Origin of the sequence: Halobacillus sp. Marseille-P3879 (assembly GCF_900240285.1) — a bacterium.
In the GTDB taxonomy this organism is placed as follows: domain Bacteria; phylum Bacillota; class Bacilli; order Bacillales; family Halobacillaceae; genus Halobacillus_A.
In genome coordinates this window covers 1,299,773-1,311,967 of the sequence record NZ_OESS01000001.1, presented here as the reverse complement: position 1 = coordinate 1,311,967, position 12,195 = coordinate 1,299,773, and the positions used below count along the sequence as shown (strand labels likewise).

The 12,195-nt window shown below is 37.5% G+C and carries 11 protein-coding genes; 3 read left to right on the top strand and 8 right to left on the bottom strand.

Annotated features, from left to right (window positions below; translation table 11 throughout):
- The first annotated feature begins 181 nt into the window (after positions 1–181).
- The 3 genes from C1A12_RS06440 (at position 182) to C1A12_RS06430 (ending at position 5,153) form a co-directional block, all read left to right on the top strand.
- Entirely contained in the window at positions 182–2,749 is a 2,568-nt protein-coding gene (locus C1A12_RS06440; protein WP_101843003.1) for an SH3 domain-containing protein, read from the top strand.
- An 825-nt stretch (positions 2,750–3,574) separates the two neighbouring features.
- The gene (tagD, locus tag C1A12_RS06435; RefSeq protein WP_101843002.1) at positions 3,575–3,973 is read left to right on the top strand and encodes a glycerol-3-phosphate cytidylyltransferase; all 399 of its coding nucleotides are present in this window, start codon (positions 3,575–3,577) and stop codon (positions 3,971–3,973) included.
- Complete coding sequence (locus C1A12_RS06430) at positions 3,966–5,153, top strand: CDP-glycerol glycerophosphotransferase family protein (RefSeq protein WP_101843001.1); 1,188 nt, start codon at positions 3,966–3,968, stop codon at positions 5,151–5,153. The genes tagD and C1A12_RS06430 overlap by 8 nt, the downstream gene beginning before the upstream one ends.
- Before the next feature lie 78 nt (positions 5,154–5,231).
- Here C1A12_RS06430 and C1A12_RS06425 read toward each other — a convergent pair whose 3' ends face one another.
- From C1A12_RS06425 to C1A12_RS06385, 8 genes are all read right to left on the bottom strand, one after another.
- Positions 5,232–6,344, bottom strand: a complete 1,113-nt coding sequence (locus C1A12_RS06425; protein ID WP_101843000.1) for a glycosyltransferase family 4 protein — start codon at positions 6,342–6,344, stop codon at positions 5,232–5,234.
- A gap of 309 nt (positions 6,345–6,653) precedes the next feature.
- Entirely contained in the window at positions 6,654–8,369 is a 1,716-nt protein-coding gene (locus C1A12_RS06420) for a phospho-sugar mutase (protein ID WP_101842999.1), read from the bottom strand.
- Positions 8,370–8,651: 282 nt separating this feature from the next.
- The gene (locus C1A12_RS06415) at positions 8,652–9,161 is read right to left on the bottom strand and encodes a VanZ family protein (protein WP_101842998.1); all 510 of its coding nucleotides are present in this window, start codon (positions 9,159–9,161) and stop codon (positions 8,652–8,654) included.
- Between the two features lie 87 nt (positions 9,162–9,248).
- Entirely contained in the window at positions 9,249–10,472 is a 1,224-nt protein-coding gene (locus C1A12_RS06410; RefSeq protein WP_101842997.1) for a helix-turn-helix domain-containing protein, read from the bottom strand.
- 72 nt (positions 10,473–10,544) lie between these two features.
- Complete coding sequence (locus C1A12_RS06405; RefSeq protein ID WP_306416997.1) at positions 10,545–10,673, bottom strand: anti-repressor SinI family protein; 129 nt, start codon at positions 10,671–10,673, stop codon at positions 10,545–10,547.
- A 459-nt stretch (positions 10,674–11,132) separates the two neighbouring features.
- The gene (gene sinI / locus C1A12_RS06395; RefSeq protein ID WP_373420428.1) at positions 11,133–11,213 is read right to left on the bottom strand and encodes a DNA-binding anti-repressor SinI; all 81 of its coding nucleotides are present in this window, start codon (positions 11,211–11,213) and stop codon (positions 11,133–11,135) included.
- 47 nt (positions 11,214–11,260) lie between these two features.
- The gene (locus tag C1A12_RS06390) at positions 11,261–11,485 is read right to left on the bottom strand and encodes a helix-turn-helix domain-containing protein (protein WP_101842994.1); all 225 of its coding nucleotides are present in this window, start codon (positions 11,483–11,485) and stop codon (positions 11,261–11,263) included.
- Between the two features lie 196 nt (positions 11,486–11,681).
- Positions 11,682–12,140 carry an IDEAL domain-containing protein gene (locus tag C1A12_RS06385; protein ID WP_101842993.1) on the bottom strand — a complete coding sequence of 153 codons (459 nt, stop codon included), beginning with the start codon at positions 12,138–12,140 and terminating at the stop codon, positions 11,682–11,684.
- Positions 12,141–12,195 lie beyond the last annotated feature (55 nt).

The following is a 12,195-nucleotide window of genomic DNA, read 5'->3' as shown; positions in this document are numbered from 1 at the left end:
TTTTAATTATTTTTTGTCATTATCTATTCATTTCATTGTAATAGAATGATATACTGTGTCACCGAATCGTAATTTTGGGAGGTCAGCTGTTTTTTATTCATGAACAGTACACAGGAAAGGGTGATCTTTGACTGTTGATTATCCCCATTAATCCAATGGAAAGAGGAGGAATGTTTATACTATGAATAAAAGCTTAAAAAAAACTGTTTTACTAATAGTTTTTACGTCTTTAATTTATTTTTACAGTACGTCTAATACTGCATCCGCAGCGGATGAGCAAAAAGGAATTGCATTAAAAGACTTAACGAATGTATATCGTGAAACAAACCAAAGTTCTAAGGCCCTTAAATCGTACGAAAAAGGCAGTATTTTACAGTTCGAGGAACATAGCGATAATTGGTATATCGCAACTGTCTACTTAAATAATGAACCTCACACAGGGTATATACATAAAAAAGATATCGAAACTTCAGCAGAAAATCAGCAGCCTTTAGAAGGCAGAGCCAATGAAGAAGTGGACGTCTATGACACTGCCTCTCCTTCATCTAATGAATTAAAAACTTATGATAGCGGGTCAATCCTCCAGTATAAAACTTTTTCGGAAAACTGGTATGAAGCCACTGTTTATATTAACCATGAAGCTCGCACAGGATATATACCTAAAGACAAAGTTGAAACGGCTTCAGGCAATTTGGAAGAACATACTGGGATTGCACAGCAAAACTCAACAAATGTATATGCTGCCGCTTCCAAAGAGTCTTCAGCATTAAAATCATATTCCAGTGGGACGATCTTACAGTACCGATCCTATTTGGATGAGTGGTACGAAGCTTCCGTGTATATTAATGGAGAAAAAGAAACCGGGTATATTCATAAAGGCGATGTAGAAACAGGAGAAAAAGACGGAAAAGAGCTCTCCGGAACAAGCTTATTAAAGGCTACCAGCGTCTATGCTGACGCATCGACTGACTCCAGGAAACTAAAATCATATCCGGTAGGTTCCACTTTGCAATATCAAGAATACTCTTCAGACTGGTACATTGCTCAGGTTTATTTAGAAGGAGAGAAAGAAACCGGGTATATCCACAAAGACCATGTAGAACAAGAAGCGGAAAATAATGAAGAACTGCAGGGGATCAGTCTAAAATCTCCAACTACCGTATTTGAGGCCGCCTCAACAAATTCAAAAGAATTGAAAGACTATGAAAAAGGAAACATCTTAAAGTACAAGAATTTTACGGAAAACTGGTATGAAGCGACCGTCTACCTTAATGGAGAGGCTAAGACAGGTTATATTCATAAATCTCATGTAGAAAATAAAAAAGAAAACACTGAGTCATTAAATGGCTTAGCCGCAACAGATCAGTCTAAAATCTATCAACGTGCCGCCAAAGAATCCACCTCAATAAAAACTTTCAAGAAAAACGATGTACTAAAACTAGAAACATTATCAGATAACTGGTTTGAAGCCACTTCCTATCAAAACGAAGAAGAAATCACAGGGTATATGCATGCAGATGATATCAGCTTAGATGATATTGCTTATGAAACAACAGAGTACGACAGCGAGTTTGATGAGGTAATGGACAAACAAACTTCTACTACTCCGCCACAGAAATCAGACGGAACAGGAGCTATTGATGCGAGTGACGAAGAGGTTGAGTACTATTTAAACGCTGATAATTTCACAGAGGACTCAGGTAGTTTCTATCAATTCTTATCCTTATCACAGCCAGCAGGATTAAATGCTGATAACATAAATAAGGATATATTATATAACGCTGGTTCTCTTACAGGTACAGCAGATGCTTTTGTAAAAGCAGGTGAAAAGTTTAGTGTTAACGAAGCTTACCTAATCTCTCACGCGCTGCATGAAACACAAAATGGTACTTCAGAATTAGCAGAAGGTGTTCCCGTCAATGATAAAGGGGAAGTAGTTGAAGAAAATGAAGCCGACCATATCGTTTATAATATGTATGGTATTGGGGCTGTTGATAAAGAACCTGTTTCCGGCGGAGCCTTAACGGCTTTTGAAAACGAGTGGTTCTCTCCGGAAGAAGCTATCGTCGGTGGTGCTGAATTCGCAGCCGATCAGTATGTAAATCAAGGCCAGGATACTTTATACAAAATGAAGTGGAACCCTGACCAGCCTACATGGAACCAATATGCCACACACGTAGCATGGGCTGATATTCAAACAAAAACGATAGCAGACATTTACGATACAACAGAGGATTATGTGCTGACATACGATGTGCCTTCTTATAAAGATCAGCCCTCACCTATTGAAAAACCAGACCCTTCTGATAATGAAGGCAACTTCCTTGAATATCCCGAACATGTTATAGGTGAAGTGGTGGTGAATGATACCAATCTTAACTTCAGAGAAGAGCCTGACGATGAAGCTGCTATCATCAATAGTTTAACGAATGGCACAAAAGTAGATATTAAAGGAACAGACGGCGTTTGGCTGAAAATTGAGTACGATGGTGAAACCGGCTGGGCTCATAGTGATTATGTAAAACACTTAAATTTACTAGAAGTCACTGCAGATAGCTTGAATGTTAGAAGCGGACCTTCCATTGATGAAGAGACTGTGGGGGCAGTCAGTCAGGAAGACTTGATTAGTGGAGAGTTAGACGAGAACGATGATTTAGTGACTGAAGATGAATGGTACCTTGTAAACTTCAACGGTGAAGAAGCATGGGTAAGCAGCGGTGAAGATAATGATTTTGTTGTGGAAAAATAAATTTATTTAGAAAACAGCTCTCTTTATAGGAGGCCACTGAAAAAGTCCTTTCTAATCTAGAAGAGCTTATAAAGTTTGTTGTTGCTTCTTTCGAATCGCTTATCGGTGGATGCTTGCCGGGCACGGCCTCAGCTAACTTGGTCAAGAAGATCACTTGACCAAGTGGATCTTCGGCTCGCGCTGTCCCCGCGACGCACCGGACGTGCTAGTGTCGATGTTGCCACAGGACGTGGCTGGTTTTAATCGACCAGACGTCACCACCGAACGCTCATCGTGGCAAAACGAAAAAGAGTGATTTTCTTTGATGGATAAAAGAAAGTCACTCTTTTTTTGTACAATGAAAGGAATACATAAAAGGGAGGGATTGGATGTTAGACCGACAATTATCCATGAACTTCAGACTATAATTCCGTTCCATAAAATCAGAGGAACGCCAAAACCAACTAGCGATATTCACCGTTAATCTAAAGGGAATTATGAAGCTCATGGAGGAATAAGAGGGAAGTACCTCTTAAGATCAAAAAATATAGGAGGGTTGAACGAAGAAATCGTTCAGCTTGCCTATATGTTTACCCATCACTTAAAATCGTGCATTTCTTCAGTGGCTCCTTTATAGGGAGCTGTTTTCTTAACACAAATGGAAATATTATCAATTAAAAGCATGTTGTTTTAATTTGTAGTTTCCTGTAATATTAATATAGGCACGTCTAAAACTAGTATACACTACCTTTTTTATAAATTTGTAAATTGTGTGTTTTAATTCTGTAAACTAAGAGGTATATACTCTATAATGGAATGTTAAGCATTCAAGGAGGAAATAAACAAATGAAAAAAGTAATCACATATGGCACATTTGATCTGCTTCATTGGGGTCATATTAACTTATTAAAAAGAGCTAAAGATCTTGGAGATTATTTAATTGTAGCAATCTCTTCTGATGAATTTAATGCCATTAAACACAAAGATGCTTATCACAGTTTTGAAAACCGTAAAATGATCCTGGAAGCAATCCGTTATGTAGATGAAGTAATTGCAGAGGATAACTGGGAACAGAAAGTAGAAGACGTGCAAAAACATGATATTGATGTTTTTGTTATGGGCGATGACTGGGAAGGAAAATTTGATTTCCTAAAAGAATATTGTGAAGTCGTATATTTACCTCGTACTGTAGGGATTTCAACTAGTAAAATAAAAGACGATTTATTTGATGTGAACAATGGCTAAAGATTTGATCATAAGCGTTTACCTGCTTATGTTTAGAACCATCTTTAATATTTCTAAGCTTATTCCCCAACGGAAGAAAACGGTTTTTGTATCTTCTTTTGGGGATAATATTTTGTATACAGTTGAAGCCCTAAAAAAACAGTACAATGGTGAAATCATTATTCTTAAAGATGAAAAATGTAAATATTTCTTTCTTGAGGACACCCAGGTAACAGTCGTTCCCTTTCAACTTAAAAAACCAAAGCATTTTCTTCATTCTATTTATCACCTTGCTACCTGCGAGAAAGTATTTGTTGATAATTATTTTGGTTTTCTTGCGGCCACTGACTTTAAAGAAAACGTAGAATGCATACAACTTTGGCATGCATCCGGAGCCGTGAAAAGGTTCGGCCTTGCCGACCCTTCCATTGAACATCGCACCCAAAAAGCTAACGAACGTTTTCGAAAAGTATATCAGCGTTTTGATAAGGTGGTCGTAGGTTCAGATAAAATGGCTGAAATTTTTAAAAAAAGCTTTAATTTAACGGAGGATAACATTCTGAAAACAGGTATTCCTCGGACTGATTTCTTTTATGAAGATCATGTAGAGATTGAAGAGAAACTTAACAAGAAATATCCTGAATTAAAAAATAAAAAAGTGATCTTATACGCCCCTACTTTTAGGGATCACCAACTGACTAATCCAGACATCCAGCTGGATCTAAATCAAATGTACGAAGCTCTGCATGAGGATTATGTTCTTTTGTTAAAGCTTCACCCGGCTGTAAATACTAATTTCGCTAACCCGTACCCTGACTTTATTATTGATGTTTCATCAAAAGAAAAAATCAACCAATTACTATTAATTACTGATTTATTAATTACGGACTATTCATCAATTCCTTACGAATTTTCATTATTAAATAAGCCTATGATTTTTTATTCATTCGACTTGGAAGAGTATGCAAGAGCTCGAGGCTTTTGGGAAGACTACCACACTATGACTCCAGGGCCTGTGGCCTATACCACTCAGGAAATCATTGAAATTATAGGGAATGAGTTTTACAACTATGAGGAAATCCAGCAATTCTCCAATATGTGGAACGAGTACTCAGACGGCCAATCCAGTCAGAAGCTTATACAGACTCTATATGAATCACACCATATCCCAAAAGACCATTCGATAAAAGTAACCCAGTGACAATAGTCACTGGGTTTTTGTTTTACTGTTTAATTAAAAAACAGAGAGTAAGCCCCGAAACAGTAATAGGATATCTGCTCAGTCACCTTCATAATCTTTGTCCGATCTTGTTTTTTTGTTTTTTTGCCTCGTAAACATTTTCTGAATTAAGTCAATTACCGGTCGTTTCCCTTTTTGTACTACGCCCGTCATCTCAGCAAATAAGTGCAGTAAAAAAAGAATAAAAAAAGTTATTCCTAAGGAAATGCCGAATGAAGTAAGCGAAAATAATATAGCCAAAAACCCAAACAAGGCACTGAATCCATAAATAATAAGTACAGTGGTTCTATGACTAAAACCAGCTGCCAGGATTTGATAATGAATGTGTTTATTGTCCGGCATCATAATTTTTTGGTTATTCAAGAACCTTCTCATAATAGAGAAGAGTGTATCGAATAATGGAATAGCTAATACAATAATAGGTATGATAAAACTGAATAATGTAACATTTTTAAATAACCCTACCATTGAAATAACAGCCATGGAATAACCTAAAAACAAAGATCCTGAATCTCCCATATATATTTTAGCCGGGTAAAAATTATGAAAAAGAAAACCGATATTGCTTCCAATTAAGACGATACAAAGGAAAACAATTGAAATTTGCGGTTCCAGCGCGAGAGCCATAATAGAAATGCTTATTAAAGAAATGGTAGTTACACCAGTCGCAAGACCATCAAGACCATCAATCAGGTTGATTGCATTCGTAATTCCGATTATCCACACAAATGATAATACAATACTAAAAGGTTCACTTAACGGAATCATACCGATAAATGGAATCGTTAAAATGTCCACTTGCAGTCCTGAAAAAATAAGCACAGAAGCAGCCATTACTTGTCCAGCTAGCTTCATTAGTGGTTTTATCTGATAGCGATCGTCTAAAAGACCAGTCAAAACAATAATTACTGCACCCATTGAAATTGCCGGCCAGTATTGTGTTTCCGGTCTAATATAAAGCATACCAGCGACTACACCGCCGAATATAGCAAGCCCGCCCATACGTGGTGTAATTACTGCATGTATCTTTCTGGCTTCAGGGTGGTCCATCATCCGCCACTTTCTTGCTAACTTAATCACAGGAAACACTAATAAATAACTTACTGCCATAGACAACAAAAGTGCTATGGCTATGTCTATATATATATTCATAATAATCCTCGCTTAATCCACAAGGGAAACCCCTTAAAATTCATCCGTTTTTCATTATACCACACGTATTCTAATGAGTCCTTTCATCTTGAATATTTATAGAATTTGAAATATGAGAACAAAGGCTCGGGCGCCCTAGACACGCATAAGTAAACGTCTGTGTACGCAGGATGTCACTTCGCTGAGCTTAGGGTTTCGCTAGGAAGCTCGGGCGCTAAAAGGGAAGGGACTTTCACTCTTGGCGGCAAGAAAAAAAGCTTGCGGAAAAACAGAGCTTTCTCCACAAGCTGAGAAGTCACGGAACTTCTCTTACACACTTTCATTAATTTGTTCATTAACTGATTGTTTCACTGCGTCCAACAACTTTCGACTCTCTTCTCTAGAGCCGGTTTTGACTCCATAATAAAATTTAATTTTCGGCTCTGTGCCTGAAGGACGCAGACAGAACCAACTATCATTCTCTAAAATAAATTTCAGTACGTTGGCTTTAGGAAGGTCAATGGTTTCCAGTGTGCCATCCTTATGCTTGCGCTCAGAAGTCGTATAGTCTTCTACCGCAAGAACGTCAAGCCCGCCCGCTTTCGTTAGAGGATGCTGCCTGAAATCATTCATAATTTTATCTATTTTTTCTGAACCTGTTTTCCCTTCCATAGTCAGCGATTGAAGATCTTCAAGGAAATATCCGTGCTTCCTGTACAAATCATCTAAAGCTTGAAGAAGTGTCTTGCCTTTTGATTTCCAGTATGCTGCTACTTCGGCTGATAGTACTGTTGCTTGGACTGCATCCTTGTCACGTGCAAAATCTTTAACCAGATAGCCGTAGCTTTCTTCATAACCGAATAAGAAAGTGTGCTTGTTCGTTTCTTCATACTCTTTAATTTTTTCACCAATAAATTTAAAACCTGTTAACGTATCTAGACTATCTACTCCATAATGGTTTGCGATTACCCGGCCAAACTCAGACGTTACGATGGTTTTAATAACGATACCATTCTCAGGGAGACTTTCAGACTGAGACAAAATGTAATCAATCAGCAAAGCACCTGTCTGATTACCAGTAAGCACCTGATATTCTCCATTACTGTCCGGCACAGCAATGCCTAACCGATCGGCATCAGGATCCGTTGCAATTAATACGTCGGCACCCACCTGGCTGCCTTTCTCAATTGCAAGTTCAAATGCTTGATGCTCTTCAGGGTTTGGAGAGGAAACTGTTGTAAATTCCGGATCCGGAACCGCCTGTTCCTCCACGGTGTGAAGATTTTTAATCCCGATTTGTTTCAGTCCTTTTTCTGCCAGCAGCTGAGCCGTACCATGAAGAGGAGTAAATACCACACTTAAATCACCGGCGAATTGCGGCAGTTCTCGATTTACGTTCACTTCCTTAAGTTTCTCGAGATAAGCTTGATCCACTTCATTATCAATCCATTTCAGAAGACCGGATGCTTCAAGTTCTCCCTGATCGGCGACTTCTACCTCCAGTTCATTGTCTACTTTATTCACCATGTTGATTACAGTATTTGCTTCAGCGGGAGGGAGCTGACCGCCGTCAGAATTATAAGCTTTAAACCCATTGTACTCTGGGGGATTGTGGCTTGCAGTAATAACAACGCCTGCTGCGGCTCCTAAATGGCGTACTGCAAAAGATAGTTCCGGGGTTGGTCTTAAAGAAGAAAATACGTAGGTTTGAATACCATGACGACCTAATACTTTTGCCGTTTCTATAGAAAACTCCTTCGACATATACCTGGAATCATAAGCCACAACTACACCTTTAGACTGTCCTGCCTTCTCCTCTACATAAGAAGCTAACCCTTCTGCCGCTCGTCTGATTGTGTAGATATTCATACGATTTGTACCGGGGCCGAGCTTACCTCTCATACCGCCTGTTCCAAATTCCAAACTCTTGTAATATGCGTCCTCCAGTGACTGTTCGTCCTGCTGAAGTTGATCAAGTTCAGTCCGCAGTGTAGGATCTAACGATGTAAAAGTATTCCAACGTTCATATTCCTGATACCAGCTCATAGAATCATCCCTTTTCTATTATATTAATCTATGTATATTTACAAATTATATCATATTACAGCGCTTACTATGATACCAGCAGGTAAAAAAAGAGCAGTTTTTTCTGCTCTTTAATCTTCAGGTTTGAAGTTGTTGAATTAATCGATTAATAACATCCTGGGAGGATGCTAATTCGGCATTTTCCGTCTGCTGAATAATCGTCTGCATTATTTCTTTTAATTCCTCTGCTTTTGTCATTGCCCCCACCTTTTCTATCTTTTGTTATGGTTCTATATTCCTTAATTATTCGATGTTAAACTTCTTTTTTCGTCCGTTTTTTCTATGGACAGACAGAATAACGAAAACAGCCAGGCCTCCTCCAAATGCATCCAATAAAACGTCACCAGCGTATGGTGTACGATTGGGGGTTAAACCTTGATGCCATTCGTCAAAAACAGCATATAGTACAGTACCAGCCCAAGCAGAGGCAGCCAGAAGCGGCTTATTCTTATTTTGTTGAACCGTATAAAACAGGGCGAAATATATAAGGAGAGCCAGGACAAAAAACACCCCTATATGAGCTCCTTTTCTAATAAAGAACTCGATAAAACCAGCGATTCCCTGTGCAGCAACGCTTACTTCCTGGTTGTTATATGTAAAGGATATTCGTTCTAAATAAGGACCAGCCCAGGAAAAGTTAACCCAATCCCCTAACCATGGCTTTATATCCTGTTTTTCGTAAGGAGTTGAAGAAGAATAATAGATAACCGCTATCCATATAAAAGCAGGGACCCAATACACGAACTTTTTCATAAACTTCCTCACAATACAATGAATATTGTTTAATTTTAACACAACACGTCAATAAATAGTGCTTTTTTATTTTTAAACTTCATAAAATCAACTAAAATAAGCAGTTTGTAATTTTTGTCGAAAATCCTTAGGGCTGATTCCTTCATGCTTCTTAAAGACACGTGTGAAGTAGCTTTGGCTGTTGTACCCAAGCAAAATACTAATTTCCATTAAAGAGTATTGTGTATTCGTAAGTAATTCTTTCGCTTCTTTAACTCGATGGGCATTAATATATTTCGTGATCGATGTTCCTGTATCTTTGTTAAATACGCTTGAAAGGTAATTGGGATTCACATGAAGTTCTTCGGCAATAACCTTTAAATTAATGTCTTCCGTAAGGTTCTGAAAAATATAGTTCTTTGCTCTATGTACTAGAGGAGAAACTACACTTGTCTGATTTCTTTGTTTCATTACATTTAAGTAAGCTTGTACAACTGTTAACTCTAAATGAGCTAGCTCGTTTTTATCCTCTTTGGACTCAAGAAAATTAATATAAAAATCATGCAGGGAAAAAGCCTCATCTTTAGCTATTCCTTCTTCAATGGCAATTCTCGTTAATTTGGAAATGAGTGTGATTATATTGTTCTTTGCCGATCTTAATTCATTTCCATTTCCTAGAGGAAAAAGCGATGATCTTCTAAGCTTCTGATACTCCTTCAGGGCTTTCGAGTCCCCCTGCTTAAAATAACGGTTAAAGTTCTCATTTAATTCTAATAAATGACGGGAGAACTTAGCGTTTAAATGATTACTTTTAAAAGACCGGTAGTCCTCCCACTCTTCTTCTGTCGGCATTTGACCAATTGACTGACCTTCAGATTTCCCCGGAAGGAGCGTAGTCAGCAGTCTTTCTACTGAATCCAGTACTTTTGTATTAACAACCGGAAGCTTACTGAAATAATCAACTGTTTCAGCCTCGTAGGAAAAATCCATACCGTTCAGGACCAGCATCTTTCTGACATGAAATTTCCCGACTTCCTGCATAAGATAAGGTCCGATTCCTATGTAAGTAAAGCTCCCCATCTTATTTTTTATAGGATAAAAGAAAAAATATTGATAGTAGAGGTTAGAGAATAATTGAAGTTGGAATGGATTTTTTTTGCTTTCTCGTAAGCACTGGTAGAATTCCTCATGAAAAATTTTTGGAGGACGGTGAAATCGATCTGGAAAGTGCCGGATCAGCTTCTCACTGTCATTAAACACTAAAATTGGGGTTTGAAAAGAATTTGAACAATCTCTTAATAACTCGAACAACTCAAGATGACCTGATTTCAACGTTAACTCCCTCCCTTTATTCTACTATAGATGAATTTCAAAAAAATAACACCAGCTAAAAGCTGATGTTCTTTAATGAGAACTAATTGAGTTAATATATTCTCTAACTTCTTCAATAGTCAACCCTAAATCCCTGGCTTCTTTTACAAGTCTTACCCATTCTGCATCAAGTGTCGTCTGATCAGGAACTGCCTTCATCATAGATGAACCTCCCCGTTAAAATTACGGAAGCTTCTACTATCTGCAGTATGTAAGCTCCCCTGTCCTATCCCTATATAACTAAGCCTATTATGATAGCAGTTTTGCATTATTCTCAGATTTTTTTCATAAATTATCAATTTTTTATATATTTTAGGATAAAGATATTGTAAAAAAAACTCGAATGTGATTAAAGAGTTTCGTGCCATTCCTTTCCTATGGGATCGATAGGTCTTAATCAGTACCAATGACCCTCTTCCCCTCTTCCTATTATTTATATTATTCATATCAGTGAATGAGTTGGACAAAATCACGTGTAGCAAATAATAACGGAAGGCTGTAAATGAGAATAGTCAGGAAAGAAGAGATTGGATTCTCTTGTTACATCAATAAATAATAAAGACGGGATATTTAGCACGGGCCGCCAATCTTATTAATGCAACCTCTCCCATCATACAAAAATCACCGCAGCTTCCTTCGAAGGAATTTCCGTACATCTTCTATTTCTAGGCCAAGTCGTTTAGCTTCTTTAATTAATTGCACCCACTCTTGATCTACCCGCTTTTGTTTAATGCAACCTCCTCCTTTTATTACTCAGCATTACTTTGATCATTAACATGAGAAAGCAAATCTTCAAGCGGCACATCTAACGTTAATGCCATTTTTCTCATAACACTTAAAGATGGGTTTTTTTGAACCCCTCGTTCAATATTACTTATATAGGATTTTGAAACTCCTGATTGATTGGCAAATTGATTGACAGATAAGCCTTTTCCTAATCGTAATACTCTTATACGCTCCCCTATCCCAGTCATGAGCTGACCTCCTTCCTGTACGCTGATCCTGCGATTTTTGTTCTTAATAAAGAATTTATAGTTTTATTATAAAGGATAAAAACATAAAATAAAAGGCGTTTTTTCTTTATAAAGAACAAAACTCTATAACTCCACTCATTAGAAAAATATGAACAGCGTATATCCTAAAAAGAAAAACCGCCCCTGGATGGGCGGTTTAACAGTATTCTTCATTCCATACGTCCGACAATTCTGTAAACGCTTTCTTATCGGCGCGATCAATGGCTCTATTTATTAACCGTCTTAAGTTCTCTTTCTCTAAGTCATCAATAACGTTTTCTAATTCTTTATTTTTCTGATCAGGCTTCGCTATTACTGCTTTTGTTTCATAAGGGGAAGTAATAGCATGAAGATGAGTAATAAAATCAGGAAGCTTTAGCAAATCAGCTACTGATACATATACAATTCTCTTCCCTCGTTGAAAAACGAAAATATCAAACACATTATGAACACGCTTACTTTTTCGATCAATAATAATTTCACGGGACTCCATAGGAATAAACTGATATAATTCATCGTCAATAAATAAGGAAAAATACTGGTAGGCTAATACGACTCGGATAAAACGATGGTCTTCTTTCACATAATAAGGTTTTAACATTTTAATATTTAACACTTTGCCCACCCCTTACAATCAGAATTTTCAGTATTTTATTCTATTATCCCTCATT

Coding starts and splice junctions, on each gene's coding strand:
- C1A12_RS06390 (WP_101842994.1), bottom strand. CDS start 11,485: ATGACTGGGATAGGGGAGCGTATAAGAGTATTACGATTAGGAAAAGGC.
- C1A12_RS06405 (WP_306416997.1), bottom strand. CDS start 10,673: ATGATGAAGGCAGTTCCTGATCAGACGACACTTGATGCAGAATGGGTA.
- C1A12_RS06440 (WP_101843003.1), top strand. CDS start 182: ATGAATAAAAGCTTAAAAAAAACTGTTTTACTAATAGTTTTTACGTCT.
- C1A12_RS06415 (WP_101842998.1), bottom strand. CDS start 9,161: ATGAAAAAGTTCGTGTATTGGGTCCCTGCTTTTATATGGATAGCGGTT.
- C1A12_RS06425 (WP_101843000.1), bottom strand. CDS start 6,344: ATGAATATATATATAGACATAGCCATAGCACTTTTGTTGTCTATGGCA.
- tagD (WP_101843002.1), top strand. CDS start 3,575: ATGAAAAAAGTAATCACATATGGCACATTTGATCTGCTTCATTGGGGT.
- C1A12_RS06430 (WP_101843001.1), top strand. CDS start 3,966: ATGGCTAAAGATTTGATCATAAGCGTTTACCTGCTTATGTTTAGAACC.
- C1A12_RS06420 (WP_101842999.1), bottom strand. CDS start 8,369: ATGAGCTGGTATCAGGAATATGAACGTTGGAATACTTTTACATCGTTA.